The organism is Hymenobacter sp. AT01-02, from assembly GCF_000961955.2.
Lineage (GTDB): Bacteria > Bacteroidota > Bacteroidia > Cytophagales > Hymenobacteraceae > Hymenobacter > Hymenobacter mucosus.
In genome coordinates this window covers 34,304-51,573 of record NZ_JZIR02000052.1, presented here as the reverse complement: position 1 = coordinate 51,573, position 17,270 = coordinate 34,304, and the positions used below count along the sequence as shown (strand labels likewise).

Annotated in this window: 17 protein-coding genes; 1 reads left to right on the top strand and 16 read right to left on the bottom strand. The window is 57.5% G+C overall.

Features of this window, described 5'->3' with window-relative positions; translation table 11 throughout:
• The 8 genes from VI25_RS15815 to VI25_RS15780 form a co-directional block, all read right to left on the bottom strand.
• Window positions 1–544, bottom strand: a 544-nt coding sequence (locus tag VI25_RS15815; RefSeq protein WP_152981658.1) for a hypothetical protein, incomplete at its 3' end; no start/stop codon positions are given.
• Window positions 525–1,610 carry a hypothetical protein gene (locus VI25_RS15810; RefSeq protein WP_045689400.1) on the bottom strand — a complete coding sequence of 362 codons (1,086 nt, stop codon included), beginning with the start codon at window positions 1,608–1,610 and terminating at the stop codon, window positions 525–527. The genes VI25_RS15815 and VI25_RS15810, both read right to left, overlap by 20 nt.
• A 282-nt stretch (window positions 1,611–1,892) precedes the next feature.
• Window positions 1,893–2,576 (bottom strand): hypothetical protein, encoded by a 684-nt coding sequence (locus tag VI25_RS15805; protein WP_045689401.1) that lies wholly within the window; start codon window positions 2,574–2,576, stop codon window positions 1,893–1,895.
• Window positions 2,576–3,142 carry a hypothetical protein gene (locus VI25_RS15800; protein WP_045689402.1) on the bottom strand — a complete coding sequence of 189 codons (567 nt, stop codon included), beginning with the start codon at window positions 3,140–3,142 and terminating at the stop codon, window positions 2,576–2,578. Before VI25_RS15800 ends, VI25_RS15805 begins: the two co-directional genes overlap by 1 nt.
• A gap of 76 nt (window positions 3,143–3,218) precedes the next feature.
• Window positions 3,219–4,061: a hypothetical protein gene (locus tag VI25_RS15795; RefSeq protein ID WP_055562650.1), complete on the bottom strand. Its 843-nt coding sequence runs from the start codon at window positions 4,059–4,061 to the stop codon at window positions 3,219–3,221.
• The gene (locus VI25_RS15790) at window positions 4,058–4,327 is read right to left on the bottom strand and encodes a hypothetical protein (protein ID WP_055562649.1); all 270 of its coding nucleotides are present in this window, start codon (window positions 4,325–4,327) and stop codon (window positions 4,058–4,060) included. The genes VI25_RS15795 and VI25_RS15790 overlap by 4 nt, the downstream gene beginning before the upstream one ends.
• 44 nt (window positions 4,328–4,371) lie before the next feature.
• The gene (locus tag VI25_RS15785) at window positions 4,372–4,608 is read right to left on the bottom strand and encodes a hypothetical protein (RefSeq protein WP_045689404.1); all 237 of its coding nucleotides are present in this window, start codon (window positions 4,606–4,608) and stop codon (window positions 4,372–4,374) included.
• Window positions 4,605–5,561 carry a Clp protease ClpP gene (locus VI25_RS15780; protein WP_045689405.1) on the bottom strand — a complete coding sequence of 319 codons (957 nt, stop codon included), beginning with the start codon at window positions 5,559–5,561 and terminating at the stop codon, window positions 4,605–4,607. Before VI25_RS15780 ends, VI25_RS15785 begins: the two co-directional genes overlap by 4 nt.
• Window positions 5,562–5,665: 104 nt before the next feature.
• Here VI25_RS15780 and VI25_RS15775 point away from each other — a divergent pair, with 104 nt between their 5' ends.
• Window positions 5,666–6,106 carry a lipocalin family protein gene (locus VI25_RS15775; RefSeq protein WP_045689406.1) on the top strand — a complete coding sequence of 147 codons (441 nt, stop codon included), beginning with the start codon at window positions 5,666–5,668 and terminating at the stop codon, window positions 6,104–6,106.
• Here VI25_RS15775 and VI25_RS15770 read toward each other — a convergent pair.
• The 8 genes from VI25_RS15770 to VI25_RS15730 all read right to left on the bottom strand — a co-directional run bounded on the left by VI25_RS15770 (window position 6,103) and on the right by VI25_RS15730 (window position 17,269).
• Window positions 6,103–6,357 carry a hypothetical protein gene (locus tag VI25_RS15770; RefSeq protein WP_045689407.1) on the bottom strand — a complete coding sequence of 85 codons (255 nt, stop codon included), beginning with the start codon at window positions 6,355–6,357 and terminating at the stop codon, window positions 6,103–6,105. The genes VI25_RS15775 and VI25_RS15770 overlap by 4 nt on opposite strands.
• The gene (locus VI25_RS15765) at window positions 6,354–9,434 is read right to left on the bottom strand and encodes a hypothetical protein (RefSeq protein ID WP_045689408.1); all 3,081 of its coding nucleotides are present in this window, start codon (window positions 9,432–9,434) and stop codon (window positions 6,354–6,356) included. Before VI25_RS15765 ends, VI25_RS15770 begins: the two co-directional genes overlap by 4 nt.
• 3 nt (window positions 9,435–9,437) lie before the next feature.
• Window positions 9,438–11,453, bottom strand: coding sequence for a hypothetical protein (locus VI25_RS15760; RefSeq protein ID WP_055562648.1), 2,016 nt, complete (start codon window positions 11,451–11,453; stop codon window positions 9,438–9,440).
• Window positions 11,453–11,659 carry a hypothetical protein gene (locus tag VI25_RS15755; RefSeq protein WP_152981657.1) on the bottom strand — a complete coding sequence of 69 codons (207 nt, stop codon included), beginning with the start codon at window positions 11,657–11,659 and terminating at the stop codon, window positions 11,453–11,455. Before VI25_RS15755 ends, VI25_RS15760 begins: the two co-directional genes overlap by 1 nt.
• A gap of 870 nt (window positions 11,660–12,529) precedes the next feature.
• Complete coding sequence (locus VI25_RS15745; RefSeq protein ID WP_045689412.1) at window positions 12,530–14,149, bottom strand: right-handed parallel beta-helix repeat-containing protein; 1,620 nt, start codon at window positions 14,147–14,149, stop codon at window positions 12,530–12,532.
• A 2-nt stretch (window positions 14,150–14,151) separates the two neighbouring features.
• On the bottom strand, window positions 14,152–15,405 hold the full coding sequence (locus VI25_RS15740; RefSeq protein ID WP_045689413.1) for a PKD domain-containing protein: 1,254 nt from the start codon (window positions 15,403–15,405) through the stop codon (window positions 14,152–14,154).
• On the bottom strand, window positions 15,405–16,793 hold the full coding sequence (locus VI25_RS15735; protein ID WP_045689414.1) for a hypothetical protein: 1,389 nt from the start codon (window positions 16,791–16,793) through the stop codon (window positions 15,405–15,407). Before VI25_RS15735 ends, VI25_RS15740 begins: the two co-directional genes overlap by 1 nt.
• Complete coding sequence (locus VI25_RS15730) at window positions 16,793–17,269, bottom strand: hypothetical protein (protein WP_045689415.1); 477 nt, start codon at window positions 17,267–17,269, stop codon at window positions 16,793–16,795. The genes VI25_RS15735 and VI25_RS15730 overlap by 1 nt, the downstream gene beginning before the upstream one ends.
• Window position 17,270: the final 1 nt, after the last annotated feature.

Sequence of the window (17,270 nt, the reverse complement as noted above, 5' to 3'; positions counted from 1 at the left end):
GTGCGGCCAATGGCTGCACGACCACGGTGGGCGGGCGGCCGGCCGGCCCCGTCGGATGGCAGCCGCAGTGTGAGGGGTCGGGGTAGAAAGCGGTGAAGGAAGCCGCATGGGCAATCAGCCAACTGCGTAGTTCGGCTTCGTAGCTCAGGGCCTCCCCATCGTAGATGCTAGCCTGCTTTGCTAGGGTGCTGGCGTCAACTGGCTCTGAATGCTCAGATTTCTTGCGCACTATTCCATTCCTAACAACAGTGGTTTGCGAGAAGGGCCAGTACTGAGCAGCCGCGGCGTGCACCAGAGCAGGGATAGCGCGGGCCTTCAACTCCACCCAATCACCCGTAAGCCATTGGATGGGCTCTGCCCCTTCCTCTGGCTCCACTGCATCTAGCTCGGTGCGGCGCTTCAGCTCTTCGTAGAGTGCATCACCAAACACAGGACGTAGGCGGCGCTGGGCCCTGAGCATGTGCGGTTCTAAGCGGCCCGGGTCGATCTGAGGTAGTTCGATATAGGGCTCAAAATCTTCACGGCTAAACAGCAGGGTTTCCATTATCGGCAGGGGCTGGTTGCCCAGCCAGCGCGGCGGCTTGCTGGAGCGTTAGATTTTCAATAGAGAAATCCTTTAGATTCTTGAAAGGCTGCGTGCCGTCCGTCAGCTGGAAATCACAAAACACCGCTTCGAAGCCGCGCTCGATGCTACGCTGAGCCGAGTTGACGACTAGCGCCTGCACGTAGGCTACCGCGTCCTGAAATTCCTGCCAGCTACCCAACTTGCCCGCTATCTCACGCCCCAGCAGTACGCCTGGCATCTGCATGGCTTCCCGGATGTTGGCCTTAATCGCCTCCTCATCCGTCACGTAGCGTTTGCTGGCATCGGGGGCCGTTAGGGTATCAACACTTGGCTTATTCTCTGGCTTATCAGCATACTGCAATAGAATGCGGCTACCTTCAGGACCTACAAATTGCCCGTACTTTATATCGTTGGCATCCAGTACTTCTTGCGTTGGCTTTGTGGTACCGTACTCGGTAATCATCACCTGAGCCGAATAGCCCGAATCCAAGTCACGCGCCCGGCTGCGCTTCAAATTCGGCTCCGAGTACACATCATCGAGCACAGCATCAATGAGTGGGCGCGGGTGTAAGTAGGCGCCCGTACGCTTCTGAAACCAGTAGTAGATTTCGCCCGGGTAGCCTTGTAGCCCAACTACTTCATCCTTGTCGTTACGCCAGTCTAGCGCCCGCTTCAACCGCTCTTCGGGCTTTTCGCGCGGGTTGAACACGGGCACCTTCTGCATACCCGACCGGTTGGCATAGGTAGTGCCCCGTTTGGCAACAGCCGCCGGGTTGCGCACCAGGCCGCACCAACGCGTAACGCCGTCGGCTTCGGGGAAGTAGGGCCGCACCTGCTCTTTAGGTTGATGCAGCACCTCGCAGGGGTGGCCGTTGGCGTTGATGTTCACTCGCACGGCCCAGCCTTCTAGGTAGGACGAGTTGTTGGTTACTGGCTGTAGCAAGCTGTCCATGGTGCCGCCAGCCCGATCAATCACGGCTTTATAAAAAGTCTTATCCTTGAAGCCGTTGCCCTCAATGAACTGGGCTTTGCGCTCGGCACACACGGTAGCCGTGCACTGGCGGCCATGGCGTGCAGTAGCCGCTGCGGATACAAGTTGTCATCCCCCCACTTTGGGTAGTCAGTCGGCGTGGTGAGCGTGATGATATCGGGCCGCAACGACTGCGCTCTAATCACCTGACGCTGGGCCTGGGGTACGGGAGCAAGGGTGTGAGGAGCAGGAGTTTCGGGAGCAGTAGACACAGGGAAGACGAAAGGAGTGAAAGCAAAAAGGCCCGCCCCGACGTGCGGCGCGGGCCTTTTCGGGCAATAGCAGGTAGCCGTAAGCTTACTTAGCGCGGAAGGCTAGGATAGCTTTAATAAGCTCAGCTTTGTTAGGGAAGCTCTTGGCGTCGCCTTCCTTTACCTCATCGGTATAGATAGCATCCAACTCTTCACGCCGCAGCGCATCAAGCTTGGCAAACTCCGCTTTGTACACGTCGCTGTTTTCGTCAGCCAGTGGGTTGCTGGTGGTCAGCGTAACCGTAGCAGTAGTGCTTTCGCTGACAGGTGCAGGAGCCGTAGCAGCTGCCAGTGCAGCAACTTCCGCTTCATGCTCAGCAACGAACTGCGGGCCTTCTGCTTCAGTAATGCCGAAATGCAGCGCTAGTGCGGGGTCACCCTTCAGCAGCATGGCTACGCGACCATCTGTGAGGTTGGCATTGCTGAACACCTCCGGCGAATTATGCGGGCGGTAGGTTTGCTGGGAATCGGTGAAGGAATACTTCGGCTTGCTCATGGGAATGGTGGAAGCGAATAAAGTGGTGGAAGAATCGGCAGGCAGGCTACCCAGGTAGCGCATGATGGCCATGTAGGCAACCCCGAGCTTACCGGGGCAAGTGAGGCACACGGCTTCCCGGTTGGGATAGAAGGCCGCATGCACGGCGGCTATCTCTTCAGGAGCGGCGGCATGTGGGCCCGCCTGTTGCAGCAGACGAGCCCGTTCCACCCACCCTGGAACTAGCGTACTCATTAGACGGTGTACAGCGCCTCGAAAGCCAAGCGCGTGGCGTTGACATCATAGACGCCCGCAGTGAACACCATGAAGTAATCAGCCAAGCCTTTCTCTTTGGTGCTGGTGAGGGTGCCGGCAACACCGCCCCCCAGGTCCTCGTTTTCGCTGTCGGTGTTCATAGCCGACGGACGCAGGCCCGCATTCAGACCGAGAATCTTGTAGTAGCCATTATTGTCGGGCGTGATGGAAACAACACCCTCCGGCTCAGCGGCTAAATCTTCCATCGTTTCGGCCTGCTCGGGGCCTGGGTCGAAGGCTACCAGGTCTAAGCTGTGGGTGTAGCGAGGCCCGTAGGTGCCTTGCGACAACTCAGCTCGGGCGGCGTTGCTGCTACCCATGCCCTCGAAAAGAAAGCCTTTTTTGGTAGCTACCAGCGTAAGCGAGAGGCCCTTCTTAATGGTCGCGTGACGCACAATTCCGGCAATATCCGTCTTGCGAATCAGCACGGTTCTAGGCTTCAGGCCCGATACACCCGTTTCGCAGGGTGCGGCGGCGCCTTTCTTAAGTTGACGGCAAACTGCCATAGGTCTAGTCTCCTATAGTTGAAGGTGAAGAATGGCCCCAGCCTAGCTGGCCGGGGCGTTTTCGCGATAGGATAGGCTAGTAGGCAGCTAGCATCAGGTCCGAGCTCATCACCTTCACGTCCATCTTAAACATGGAGCGCATGTGCGTGAAGCGCGTTTCCCGGTTGTACCAAGCGTCTACCTCGGTAGCGGCATCGTAGCTGTCGAAACCAGCCCGCAAGTTGCTGCGCGTGGTGAGCAGCGCCCGGTGAGGAAGATCAATCTTGCCCCCGATCTTGAAGTCACGCTTCAGGATTTTATCGAGGTCCTTCACCTTGATAATCGGCACATCGCGGAACGTAGGGGCTACCAGGCCGCCTTCCTGCAACAGCCAGCTCACGGCTACCTTGTCGTTGGACTCGCGGTAGTCTACCCAGTTGCCGGCAATGGAGCTGGTTACCAGGATGATTTTATCCGACGCATCTTCCAAATCCCCTTCGGCCGCATTGAGCAGCGCTTTGAAAATCTGGTAGGACTCAGCGGCGGGCAGAATCTGATCAGCGGACAGGTTCGCGGCAATGCTATAAGCGCGGTTGGAAGGACCTGCGTTGAATACCTGCTTAAAGGCACCGTCAACGGCATTGTAGTTCTTTACATCATCGGCACCACCCGTCAGCTTAGCGGCTGAAATCGTGGTATCACCGAGCAAGGCAAAGCGGTAGATGTCGTTCGTGATGGCATTGATAAACATATCCTGTACGAACTCATTCCAGTAGTTGACCGCCTGATCAGAAGCGGCATCACCGGGAACAATGCTGCTGGAGCGCTTGATCTTGATGAGGGCGTTTTGCAGGTCGTCCCGCTTGTAGCCTACATCCAGACCCCAGGCCATGAACACGCGGTCCAGGTCGGTCGCGCATTCCTGAATCCAGGCAATCATGGGCTTGGGGTCCCACGTGAGCTTGTCAAAGGGAATACGAACGGATGAAGCTGAGCGCCGCAACCCGGGTCGAGGTGCGTAACCTTCTCGAACTTGCCCACGAAGGGCACGTCCATTTTGGCTTTGATGCCATCCTCGATGACCATGATAGCCGACAGAATCGGGTCGGTTAGAATGGCTTTGAGGATGTAGGCCCGGAACTGCTCAGGACCGTAGAAAGGGGCCGCGCCAGTCAGCCAAGCGTAATCAAGAATGGTTTGAGCCATTGTCTGAAGAGATAAAAAAGTGCTAGAGAAGGGCTTGGGCTGGCTTACAGCGGGCGGCCGTGGTTTCTTTTCTGGCGGGCCTCGCGTGCCGAAGCGGCTTCGTCACCATGGGCCTTGGGCGCTGCTTTGCCCACTTGAGAAGGGGTCTGTACCTCATCGGTATCTACCACGGCCACACTGCCCGTAGCGGCGGCAATCGTGTTCAGGCGCTGGGCGGTTCTTGACTGGCCGGCTTTGATGGCCTGAATGGCTTCGCCCTGGCCTTTTACTACAGTCGTCAATCCCTGTAGGCTTCCAGGATTTGCTGCTGTACATCATCACCAGCAGTAGCCGTAACGGGTGGTACCGTATCCGTGGCCATGGTATCGGTGGTGTCGGTAGCCGTTGGGGCAATGAATGTAATAGCCCCTGCTACTGTGGTGATGGTGTTGCCATCGGTCAGCGCATAGGTGCTGTCGGCTACCGCTGTACCGGCGCTATCCGTCACCGAGTCGCCTACTTCGTAGGTATCCCGATCACCCGTATCAATAGTGAGGGTAACCGGCGTTTCGCCCGTAGTCGTGACAGCGAGGTTGGTAGCGGGCGTTTTGCCCAGCGACATAATACCTGATAGCAAAGCTTGCGCCTGCTCTTTCAGAGTTGCCATAAGTGAGGGTGCCGGCGCGGCCGGCTGCGGTTCAATAGTGACAGTGAGAGCAGTCGAGGGCCGGGCCAACGCAGTTACCGGCTGAACCACTAGGGTAGCAAAGCCAAGTTCTTGGGCGCGCTCAGGCGTGAGCGTGGTTTCCTGCGCCATCAATTCAGCCACCGTGGTTTCTTCCACGCCAGCCCGCGTGACGTACAGATCAATCAGGTTCTGCTCGTCACGCTTCAAATCGTTCACGTACTGCTGCATCTGATCAGCCGTGCCGATAGCACCACCCGAAGGCAGATGAATCAAAAATTCGGTGTGGGCGTGAATGCGGCGCTCCGAGCCAGCCAGGAAAACGGCCGTGCCAATACTGGAGCACTGTCCCAGGGCCTCGGTGATAATGGTGCAATCGGGCAGGCTACGCAGGTAATCGTAAATACCCATGCCTTCCGACACGTAGCCGCCAGGGCTATTGATGGTCACACGTACCGTATCGAACGGCTTCTGCCATTCCAACGCCGCCTTCACATATTCCAGGCTGGTGCTGCCACCCTCCTCATTGTTGGGCGAAATAATACCGGTGATAAACAGCGTTGCTTCCATGCACCACGAAGGTGCTAGGACTATTTAGGGATGCTTGAATTATTGACGCACCATTCTGCGTCAGCCTATTACCTTGGTGGCGTTTTCACCTTTTACCTTACCTCATGCCAACACGCGTACTCTCTATTTTCCTATTACTGTTCCTGCTCTGCGCTTCGTTTAGCTGCACCACCGGCAATGACGAGCCCGAACCCATGAAAGAATTGATAGACTTAACAGGACGCTGGGACGTTCACACGTGGGAATCAACTACCTACGATGAAAAGGGCGGCATAGAATCCGCTTTCAAATCGTACGGCAGGCCAGGCGACTACTACGAGTTTAGTGCGGACAAATCCTTTCAGTATCACTCGGAGGATTTAGGTGTAATTTCTGGCACCTACACGTACACAAAAACGTCCATGACCATGACCTACCAGCGGGGTACTTTTGCTGGCTTTCATGATATTACGGTGTTTACGCCAACCCAGCTCGAACTGACCAGCGGGAAACAGCAGGCTGGCACGCGCTCCAATGTGCAGCTGCTTACCTTGGTAAAGCACTAAGCTACTTTCGCGACCTTCTCCATCCCGGCAATGGCTCGGTACACTGTATCCGTGCTCACATCCAGTTCCTGGGCCACCATGCGCACAGCCCCAGCATTGTCCTGCGCATAGCGCAGGGAGGCCCGGAGCGTCTGCCACCGTAGATAGATATCCCGCTGACTAAACGCTTTCAGGTTAATAATCCCAGCTTGGTAGAGGGAGGTCAGATGGCCTCCCTCTTCTAGTTTATTCAGAATATCAATCACTTTCATAGGTCGGCGCGGGCTTCGTTACGGGCTTGCTTCTCCTGTTTAGTGCGTAGTTCGGTAATGTTGAGGTCAGGCGTGGGCAATGCTTTGTTGGCTTCGTAGAATACAGGCCCTAGCTCCTGAGCCACCGCACGGGCTAACTCGGAGTAGTCAATCTGTCCACCACCTGAGCGGCCTGACATGGCTGCCATATAGCTGGCATCATAGCGCACTACCCCGCCCTCGGCATAGCGAGCCATGGTAGCCGCCGGCATCGGGTCCTTATAACCGAAGGATTTCCCGCCGCCCATCTGGTTCAGGGTGCTGAGCAGCGGCCCGAACATTTTCACAGCCTGGGCTGTCATCACCGCTTCGCCGTTGCTGAGCATGGCTGGTATCAAATCTTCCTTGGGTCCACCAGGACCCAGCACCAGGCCGCCATCAGCAAAGGCCAATACCTGGGCGGTAGCGAAGGCAGCCTTTGCAATAGCAATACCCGAAAGAATAGCTGATTGCGAGATACCCGCTACCCCAGCCGTTACAAAGTTGGCCGGGTTAGCGGCGGCCGCGGCGGCAATAGCAGACAATTCCTTTTGTAGGTTCAGCCCGATTTCGGTGACAGCTAGTATTTTCTTGACAGCTAATGCCGCTTTACCGGCGGCTGATTCTTCGCCGAACAACTGAATAACTGTGTCAGTACCCTGCTGAGCCGCATCTACTACAGCCGCACGAGTCTGCATTTCCTGCTCAGCAAGCGCTTTCTTGCGCTCTACCGTTCGCTCAGCAGTGGCAATGTTCTGCTGGCTCTGGGCTTCCTCTTCGGCTGTAGTACTCTTGCCGTAGTCCTGAAGCGTAACGATGCGCGCCTGTTGGCCGGCCCGCTCGATGGCGGCCAAGGCCGCTTCGTGTTGGGCTTTGGTCACCTTACCATCGGCATACTGCTGATTGGTGAGGGTGCGCTGCTGGCTCAGGTAGGTTTCCAAGCTAGTCAGCGACTGCTGTAATTCTAGCTCTGCCTGGCTCTTGGTTGTCTCGGCGCGGGCTCTATCCTGCTGAGCAGCTTGGGCCTCCCTGCTCTGGCGGGTGTCGATGGCCGCTAGTCGGGCGTTCAGTTCCGCCTGAATAGCCTGGGCCTTCAGGATGAACTCTTCCTGACTGCCTTCCCGCGCACGGGCCAGCTGCGTGGCAATTGCGATCTGCTGGGCCTCGGCGGCTTGCTGGCGTAGGCGCTGCAGGTGCTCCCGATCTAAGGCCTCGATATCACTACGGTACTTCACCTCAATGGCTTTTTTCTGGCTGGCCGTCAAGTCAGCCTCTGTTAGAGCCAGGGCGCGCTGCTTCGCTAGCTTATCCTTCTCTAGCTGTAGCTCCTGCTCACTGCCTACTACAACTTTCGCTAGCCGAGCATCTATCTGGGCTATTTCTAGGTTCAGAAAGTCCTGTCGAATCTTACGCAAGCGCTCTTCGGCCTCCTTTTGCAGGGAAAAACGGTTCGTAATCAGCTCATTTTGCTTGCCGGCACTGTCTTCGAGGATGTCAAAATACTCGTTTTCAGCCTCCCCCCGGGCCCGCAACTGGTCAACGGTGGCCTTAGATTCGCCCCCACGGCGCTCTATTTCCTGATTAATGATGTTGAGGTTGCGTTTAGCCAGGTCAGCCAGCGTGTTTTGGCGCTTGATTTCGACCTTATAAGCATCCTCATTGGCCTTCGTACGCACTGCTAGGCTGTTATTCTCATCATCCCGCAGGTTTTTCAGGCGCTCCACATCATTCAGCAGCCGCTTATTAGTGGCAATATTCTTGGCTTGCGCAATATCCAAGGCCTGCCGAGCTTTGGCTAACTCAAGTGAAAGCTTCGTTTCCCGCTGAATTTCGTCGCCTACGCCCCGAAAACTGGCTTTGGCCGTTTCAGCGGCCTGGGCAAAGTCACCATTGAGGAACTGCATGGCCGCCTTGCCGAAGGTGCCGAACCGATCCGTAAGTACATCAACAGTAGCTCCGATCTGGGCAAACACTTGCTCCAGAATGCGCCCACCCTCAGCCGTCTGGGTGAGGTAGGTGATGAGCGAACCGACCACCACCAGGAACGCCCCCAGGCCAGTGGCAATGAGGGCTACCTTCAGAATCTTCGCAGCGCCCGTGCTGGCGCCCATGGCCAGGCGGCTGAGGTTCTGAATTTGGATCCATTTTTCCTGCAAGCCACTAGCCTTTTGCACGGCACCCCCGAACGTTTCCGTTTCACCAGCGGCATCGAGTAGAGCACTGGTGAAGGATTCCGTAGCTGGCTTACCTTCCTCCAACGTCTTATTGGCTGCTGCAATCTGAAAGCCGATTTTCCGGTAGGTTTCGCTGGCCTCCTCTCCGGTTTCCACTAGCTTGGCCTGCTCTTGCTCCAACTGCACCAAGTTCTCTACGGCTGGCTGAATGCTCTTCGCGTAGTTCTCAATGGTTTTAGTGGCCTCCTCATAGGTTTGGCCAGCCTGGGCCGCAGCCCGCTGGGCGGCCGTCAGGAAGCCCGCTTGCCGACGTTGGTTCTCAGCAAGTTCTTTTGTACCCTCCCCCAAGCTTTTCTCCTGAGCTTGGAGCTTGACCATCTCTTTTACCAACTGCTGTAAGCTGCCTGAGTAGTTGCCCACGTTGCGGCGGTTGTCGCCTACCGCTGACTCTAGTTCTTTCAGTTCGTCACTGATGGCCCGCGTCCGGAGCTGCAAGGCTTTGCCCGCCTCCGAGTTTTCGCGCTCCTCTATGCTGAGCGCATTATAGCTAGCCGTGGTCAAGGCCAGCTCGGCACGTAGTTGGTTGATGGAGCCCTCGGCTTCGCCGCTGACCTTGCCTAGATTTTCCAACTGCTTCGAAGCAGCCGCTTGATCTTTAACCTGCGCCCGTAGTTTCTCGCTCAGGCGCTGGGCCTCAATGCCGTACTCTTTCTCGGAAACGGAGCCATTCTTGAAGTCTGCCGTAAGCAGCTTCTGCATTTCCCGCGTTTTGGCAATATCGGTAGTCAGGCCGCGCTGCTGGGTGCGCACCTTCTCCATCTCCGCCTTTAGCTGCTCAGAGCCTAGGCGGATTTCAAATAAGACCTTTTCGGTTTCGTCAGCCATGGCTTAGTAGGTCAGGCGTAAAAGCTCGGTAGCGGTAGAAGGCTGATCTTCCTCCCAGCTATTCAGCTTATTTGCGTAAAAAAAGGCACCCTCCTTTTCCAGCCAGACCGGCTGGAGCTGATCGAAGCCAGTTACTTCCAGGGCGCTCAGGCGCACGGATGGTTTGTAGAGCAGTGGCCGGGCATAGACCGCAGCCAGGTGCGTGTAGTAGGTTGGTAGTAGTTCCCGCTGGAAGTCCAAGCCGGCGAACGTGCTGATGCGCGGGGCAATAGGTACCGTGTTGCTGCCATCGGTGAGCGTCACGGCCCGAGTCTGGGTTGTCTGCACCACGAGCCGCGGGGCCGGGCGCTGCTGGTCATACTCCGCTGCTTCCATGACGGTACCCACTCGCACCTTGTACACGGGCAGCAACAGCAGACCTTGCGCCCCTTGCGTAGTCGCTGCCCAGGGCAATACAACGGTATCCCGCTTGGCTTCGAGGGTAGCATCTGCACAGGGCAGCATACCATCACCTAGCTCCTTCGCGGAATCGGGGTTCGTGCTGTCCTCTTTCCAGCGAAACCAGTTCTGTTGGGCCTGGTCGGGCAAGTGAAACAGGCGCGGTGCGGGGCGCTGGGTGTCCACTTTCGGGCTCCAGTCGGGCGCACTACCCAGATTGGCGGCCAGTGCCGCCGCCGTGGGCGTGAACGTGAGCCGGCGCGTGTAGGGGTCGGTTTGCTGGGTCAGCCCAAACAGCCCAACAAAGCCCTTTACGAAGTCGCGTTGGCTCATATCAGGCAGTAAATCCTGTAGCCGCACGCGCCCACCGGGCGGGAAGTCGGCTAATACATCTACCGAGAAGCTATCGAGGGGCAGGGTCGTACCATTAATGCTGTGGATGTTGCCATCAAACATGGTATAGCCCCACTTATTCGTACCGTAAATACCCTCTTTGGCCCGGTTCAGCTTGATTTTAAGCGTGACCTCATCCCCAGCTCTGAGGAGTAGTTTCGCTGCGTTGGTGGTGGCCGTTACGTACGTACTATCCGCCCCCTTCTTACTCTCGACGGCGGGCCCGCCCCCAATCTCTTTGCCGTTGACGTAGGTAAACAACTGGGCTTTGGCGCTGCCATACGGGCTGCTTAGCTCCAGCGTGACGCTACCATTCACTTGCACGTAGCAGGGCTCCAACGCTTTCCAGCTATGGGCGGTCGGATTCCATACGCCTGCCTGGGTCGGCGCTACGTAGCCGTAGTTGCCGCCCGTATAGTCGAAGGGCACCACACGTTGCACCTCGGGCCGGCCTTCGTAGGCACGGCCACTGTCGGTATTCTTGCCGCCGGCATGATCAATGCCCGCTACCAGTTTGCGCGCGGCCCGAAATTCTTTACTGTAGCCAGGCGCCGTGGGCGTGGGCAACAGCAGCCGGTCAAACAGGACAGGCAAGTTACCCGACCACTTAAACCCCGCCTCGGTAATGATCTGCTCCCATACGGCCCGGGCGTACACGCTCGGCAGGATGCCATCGGTATGCAGGTTCACTACGTCTAGCACGCCCTTCCCCAGGTCGTAGAGGTCGTACACGTAACCCTGGCGGTAGTGCTCATGCGTAGCCCCAGATGCGGCATAGGGCAGTAGCCAATCATGCTCCATAGCCGCGGGGAAGGTGAGCTCTCGCAGCTTCTTACCCTCAATGGCAGCATAGAAATTCTTATTCCCTCCCAATACTTGGGCTTCAAAGCCCTTGCCGGTTTCGTGCTGCTCTACAATGGCCACGCCGTTGGGTAGCACCTCGGTAGCGCCAGTTTCCAACGTGCAGGGTAGCTGCTGATAGGGCACTTCGGATAGGCTCATGCCCTGCTGGGCCTGATCTAGGGCGGCGCGCACCTCCGGCGTATCTGCAAGCGTGAGGGTGTTGGTGTAGTCGGATTGTACCGAGTCAGCCTTCAGCAGATCATTGGCCTGCACCGTCAATGCTACGCGGCTATCTGCGGCCAGCGGCAAGCGTTTCCCCTCGGCTACTACCAAAGAAGCTGCCATCAGATGCGCGTTAAGGGGTTGAGGAGAGCTAGCTGCACCTCGACATCAAACTCGGTGCGGGTGTCGGCTGAGCTGCGGGTAGCCGGGCCAGCTGTCACCGTTACGGGCGTGAGCTGGCCGGCCGCATCCTGAATGTACACCTGCGGACTCGTGAGCAGGGTGCTCAGGCCGTCCCATTGGCCGGGCAATAAGTCCCCCGCGCGCAACAGTTGCTTTTGCGCACCTGGCGCCGCAGTACTTTGGCTGGGCTGCCACTTTCCCGGAATACGCTCCCTGCTTCGGGCTCGGTGGTGAAGTCAATATTCCCCTCGAAGAGCCAACCTTCCCAGTTGCCCAGGGATGAGAGCCAGCGCAGATACACGCCCTGGCCGGGGCAATACGACTGTAATTCAAGTAAAAAAGGCTGGGTGTACACTTCCATGCCTTGAAGGTCTTACTAGCGTCGTAGGCTAGCAACTGACTACTTCCAAAAGCGTCGCGAACCTGCAAAAAGCGTCGCGCAATATAGAGGGACACAAAAATATCCCGACCAGTGGGGCGGGGTATTGTATAGAGAGTGAGGCAGGAAAGGCCTGGAGCCTAGTCGATGTGGTGAAGGTTTGCCCTCTACTCAACCAAATTCTTTGACCTTTACAGGCGATTCCTTTTCACTTGCTGGTTGGCATCAAGTCGTGTAATCACTTGGTCGATGCTCAGCCTTCCGCAGCTAAACTTCGCCAACAGTGTTCTTTCGAAAATACAAGGAGCAAGCGTTGTGCCTCTTGTTATTGATAATCCAAATCGCACAAATTTGCGACGTTGCTCTGTTTCTGTCATCCTCAAAGGTCAGACATTATATGACCGTATAACTCAGTACAAGACACGTAATTGGAAGCGGTAAACACTTATTTTAAAATCTATAGCACAATTTTATAGTACTATTCAATGAATGGTCATAAATAGGCACATTACAATTCTACCAGTCAAGATGTCGTGCGCTCTGCCCCCAGGCAAAGAAGGCATATGCCCAAGCCGCCTGTTATAGCGATACGCAAACACCCCGGCCCTTTGGTCGGGGTGTTTGCGTGAAGTCGGAATTACACCGAGGTAGACGCGGTAGCGAAGTATTGAATAGCCCCCACGCTGCGGCCGGTGTTGGGTAACAGGTTGCCCAGGTAGTCCACCGAACCATCTTGCCCGTTCACAGTGGCCGTTACGCGCAAGGGAGAGGCATTGCGCAAGGCGTACCGCAGACGAGCATTGCCACCGCTAAAGAACTGCGGGTTGGCTTCGCTGCCCAGGCTGTTGGCCTCATTGCCCGTACCTCTAAATTCAGCCAGCGTGTTGTAGGTGGTGCTGCCGAACTTGATGGCTAAGGGCAGCCCATTGCGGTAGTAGGCGTTGTTTTTATACACGCCGTTGGCCGTCACGTCATTGACGAGCATGGTACCCTCTACGCCGTAGAAGATGTTATTCTCAATCTGCACTTTATTCACCAGCGTAGTCGTATCAACGCAGGAAGGCGTAGCCCCTGGCACCGCCTTCAGTATGATGGTATTGTGCAGAATGGCATTGTTCTCCCCAATGTCTCCAAACAACTTGATTGCGCCCTGCCCACCTTTCAGATCATCGTTTTCTGAGATGCAGTAGCGAATCAAGTTATTCTGCATCAGCTCAGAGCCCGGGTACTTCACCATCATGTAGCCCATGCCCTGATTATCGTGGCTGTAGCAGTACTGAATGGTGCAGTACGAGCAACCACCATCAATATCGAAGCCCCCGCCATCAAGGTACTTGCGAATGTTGTGGTGACTCTCGCAGTGCTCAATCAGGCAGTGGTCGGCATCATAGAGCCAGATGCCGAGCGGCCCTTCGTGCTGCGCCCCGTTGTTGGCTCCGCACTCATACGCCTCGCAGTTGGTGATATAGCCGTAGGAGGTGCCACCCATGATGATGCCCGAGCCACTGTTTTTCTCTGGCAAGCCGGTACCCGTAACGCGGTAGGCCCGACAGTTAGTAATCTGAATGTTCTTGTGACGGTTGGCCCCAGCAGCGCGGTAGGTGATGATGCCTTCCTTGGTATCATGCACCGTGCACAGGTTGATCACGCAGTCCTCAAACGAATCCTTGTTACCGTTCCCAATGGCAATGGCAAAGGCGTTGCCATTGGTCACCTCGACATTATCGAAGATGACGTTTTTGTAGGTAATGCCCGCGTTCGTGTCACAGTAGGCTATTAAGCAATCCTTGTTTACGCCGTTGCTATCGATACGAATGTTCTGCACCCGACAGAAGCCGCTGTTATAGACTACGACTTTCCCGGTGAACAGAGGCGCGGTACCACTGCCATAGGCATCAATGCGCGCTACGTCGCCTGGGGCATTCACCGACGTAATTTCCATGTTATCCGTGTAGGTGCCGCCCCGCTCAAAGAGGAAGCTGCGGCCCGGGGCTTGGTTGGCCGCGGCTTTGGCGGCCGTTTTCCAGGCGGACTGGGGCGTAAGCCCATCATTGGCATCATTGCCCGAGTTGGCGCTGATGTAGCGCGTACCACCTACCCCCACTACAAAGGGCGTGTACTGGATGCTGGCCGTAAGGCCTGGGTTGTTGCCGTCTAGCGCCTTGATGCGGACGTTGAACACCCCGGGCTGCGTGAGCTGTAGCGCCTGAAACTTGTTGGCAATGGGGTTCTGGGCTGGAATAGATTGGTAGGCCATCGTTATGCGCTAGGAACAAATTCGATTTCGTAAGCCGTCGAGCTCTGGTATTCATCGACGGTATCCCAGGACGGGATACCACCCGAAGAAATGCTCAGGTTGCGCGGGGCAGGCGGCGTGATAGGCGCTTTGGGCACAGGAGCCACCGTTACCAGTACAAAGTCTTCGGTCGAGGAAGCCCCTGTATTGTCCTTGGTGATGAGGCCAAACTGATAGGTACCGGCAATCAGGTTGCCGGCCACGGGGTTTTGCACCGTAGAGGGCAGGCCGGTAGCCGTGTTGGGGCCGGTCACTTGCCGCCACGCGTAGGATGCAATGCTACCATCGGTGTCGGTACCGGAGCCTTGCAGTACAGCCTGATTGGTGGGCAGCTGCACCGAGGTATCACCACCGGCATTCGCCACCGGAAGCATGTTCTGCACCGGGGCCTGTACCGTAATGTTGACGGTAGCCGTCTGCGAGTTACCCACGGCATCAACCGCTTCGGCAACGAGGGAGAGCGGCCCCGCGGTGCTGGCCGTGTAGGGGAAGGTGTAGGTATTGCCGTTCTTACTGCCCTGGCCCAGCAGCGCACCCGTAGCGCCATTCAGAAACCGCAACCCCGTAACGCCTACGTTGTCTGAGGCCGTAACCGTCAGCGTGAGCTGGCTGCCCACAGGGACTACAGCCCCCGAGGCAGGCACAGTGAAGGTCAGGTTAGGAGCCTGCGTATCGGCTGAAACAGGCGGCGTCGATGTCTCAGCTTTCCGAAAAACCAGTCGCCAAACGCCGTTCAGGTGAGCGTAGCGCTCATAGCTGCTCAGGCTAATGGTGTAAAACCACTGGTCTCCTTCTTTGTAGCCGGCGTTGTCGGCGGTTTGAGGAGCGTATTTCTGGTCAACAATGGTGTTACCATCCAGACCGTCATTGCCATCGAAGTAGTCTACATTCTTCTGCGGCGTGGTACCACTGGCCCCGCGCAAGTTGAGCCGAACCACCCACGCCCCGTTCACCTTCTGGTATTCGTCCCAGGTACCCGTATGGCGGTAGAGGTCGTTATCGGTGCCCAGCTGAGGAGACGGTACCGACGAACCATAGTAGAGTTTACTAGCGCCCGCGGCCTGCATGGTGGACAAGTCCTTGACCAGTGCGTTTTGCCGTACCAGCAGGGCTGCTAGCGTTGGTCCGGGTACGTTCGCACCAGGTTTTAAGGTGCTGGCAATATCCCGGCTGAGCGTATCCAGCGCGGCCTGTAGTTGTGCTATTGTGGTAGCCATTAGCGGAAATCGTTATCGTTTACGTCAGGAATTAAGAAGTCATGGACAGGCAGCTTATCCGGCAGCGGCTCATTGCCAGCCGTTTCGCGCGGCGGGTTGCGAAGCGTAACAGTGACAGTCGTAGCCGTAGTGGGTGGGCTATCCGGTAGCGGAATGCGGGTTACCCCTGGGGGCAGTGAGGCGGGTAGCTCCAGGGTGCGGATTTCGACTTCCTGATTGGCACCGTTGCGGTACAGGAACTCGGCAAACCAGACGGCATCAGCAGCGCGCTCTGGCAGCCACACGGCCACGTCGAGGGGCAGGCCTGCCCAGTGCACGGCTTGGCCGCTGCGGAAGGCGCTGAGCGGGCTAGCCGGCGTCGGCGCGTCCGCCAGGTAGGTGGAAACGGGCAGCAAGGCAGGCACGGCCGATAGCACGGCGTAGTGTGTTACGTCCTGCTCTTTCCATTCTCCCTCTCCCTCAGCATCTACCTCTCGGTACCGCACGCGGAAGGGTAGCGTAGCATCCTCATCATGGGCTACCACGCGCTGCGGGTAGTGCACCTCGGGTACCAGCTCCTGATGCAGCGCCTCCGAGAGGTCTACCACTTCATCTAGGCGGCGCGCGGCCTTGCGCAAACGGGCGAAGGGCCGCTCTTCCTCCGGCCGCCGTAGTTCTACTTGCACATGCAGGCCTACGCGGGGTTGGTTGGCACTGGTTAGCAGCTTGCTGACTGGAGTAGGCAGCAAGGCCGGGCGGGGCTGTAGGCCACCCACGGCGAACCAGAGCGGTACCGGCGGTACCACGGGTTCGGGTGGTGGTGCAGGGGCCTCCTTAACGGTGAACTGGTAGAGCGGCAGGCTACAGCCGCGGCTATCACCCGTCAGGATTTGCAGTTCACCAACCGGCAGATTGTAGATCGTATGGCGGCCCGGGGCCTGCGGGCCAGCCAACCCGCCGACGGGGTTGGAAGGATTGCTCACCAGCGACACCGACGCCAGTATCGAGGCAGCGGTAGTGCTGAGGGTGAAGGCCACGGAACCAGTACCGCCTGGAGTAGTCGGCGAATAAACGACTACATCCGATATCGCCAGGTCGCACGCATCGGCGCTGGCATCAGTGCCACCGCCAGCGACTGTGCCGCATTTGATGGTATAGTCGCGCGTTTCGGTTTCCCCATCTTGGTCTGTGGCTGTGATGGAATAGGTGCCATCGGCCACCGGGGTAAAGCGGAACGTATTCGCTGCCTTGGCCACCGTGCCGCTATAGACCTCTTGGCCGTTCTTGGAAACCGTAGCGAACACGCGGGGGCGCACGGCCGCAAGGTCACTCGCACGCACGGTTACCCGTAGTTCAGCTCCAGGGCCAGGCGTCAGGCAGGTATGTTGGATGCCAAGTGTTAAGGCCATCAGTAGGCAGAGGTTGACGTGAGGTCAGGGAATAGCTCGGAGCGAAGGGAGCGGCGCACCTCCGCATTGAGGGATTCGCGTAAGCGGCTGCGGCTGGCCTCGATCACAGAGCGAAGGGTACCGGTAGGCTTGCTGAAGCGCGGGTCCTGGTTGCGGTAGAGGCGCGTACCACGGCGCACGATGCTCATGGCCACGGCCCACGGCGACGCATCGGAGCCGCGGGCCTGTAGCCAGGCCTCGATATCGGCAACCATGGCCCGGCTGGGCTTGGCCTTGGGGTTCTTAGCTGGGCCTGCACCTTCTTCCAGGGCGCCGATGTGGGCAGGGCCATAGAGCCGGGCCAGCTCGGGGGCCGACTCATTGCGCAGACTGGCAATGGTGCGGCCCGTGGCCCGCTGGCCGGACTGCGTAATCGAGTCGCCTAGCTCGTCCTGGGTGCGGTTGATTTCGGAATTGAGCAGTTGGGCTAGGTTCATG

Bases quoted from the DNA above. Each gene is read 5' to 3' on its own strand.
- VI25_RS15795 (WP_055562650.1), bottom strand. From the start codon at position 4,061: ATGATTGCCTGGATTCAGGAATGCGCGACCGACCTGGACCGCGTGTTC.
- VI25_RS15760 (WP_055562648.1), bottom strand. From the start codon at position 11,453: ATGGCAGCTTCTTTGGTAGTAGCCGAGGGGAAACGCTTGCCGCTGGCC.
- VI25_RS15805 (WP_045689401.1), bottom strand. From the start codon at position 2,576: ATGAGTACGCTAGTTCCAGGGTGGGTGGAACGGGCTCGTCTGCTGCAA.
- VI25_RS15770 (WP_045689407.1), bottom strand. From the start codon at position 6,357: ATGAAAGTGATTGATATTCTGAATAAACTAGAAGAGGGAGGCCATCTG.
- VI25_RS15800 (WP_045689402.1), bottom strand. From the start codon at position 3,142: ATGGCAGTTTGCCGTCAACTTAAGAAAGGCGCCGCCGCACCCTGCGAA.
- VI25_RS15775 (WP_045689406.1), top strand. From the start codon at position 5,666: ATGCCAACACGCGTACTCTCTATTTTCCTATTACTGTTCCTGCTCTGC.
- VI25_RS15780 (WP_045689405.1), bottom strand. From the start codon at position 5,561: ATGGAAGCAACGCTGTTTATCACCGGTATTATTTCGCCCAACAATGAG.
- VI25_RS15790 (WP_055562649.1), bottom strand. From the start codon at position 4,327: ATGGCTCAAACCATTCTTGATTACGCTTGGCTGACTGGCGCGGCCCCT.
- VI25_RS15745 (WP_045689412.1), bottom strand. From the start codon at position 14,149: ATGGCCTACCAATCTATTCCAGCCCAGAACCCCATTGCCAACAAGTTT.
- VI25_RS15740 (WP_045689413.1), bottom strand. From the start codon at position 15,405: ATGGCTACCACAATAGCACAACTACAGGCCGCGCTGGATACGCTCAGC.
- VI25_RS15735 (WP_045689414.1), bottom strand. From the start codon at position 16,793: ATGGCCTTAACACTTGGCATCCAACATACCTGCCTGACGCCTGGCCCT.
- VI25_RS15730 (WP_045689415.1), bottom strand. From the start codon at position 17,269: ATGAACCTAGCCCAACTGCTCAATTCCGAAATCAACCGCACCCAGGAC.
- VI25_RS15765 (WP_045689408.1), bottom strand. From the start codon at position 9,434: ATGGCTGACGAAACCGAAAAGGTCTTATTTGAAATCCGCCTAGGCTCT.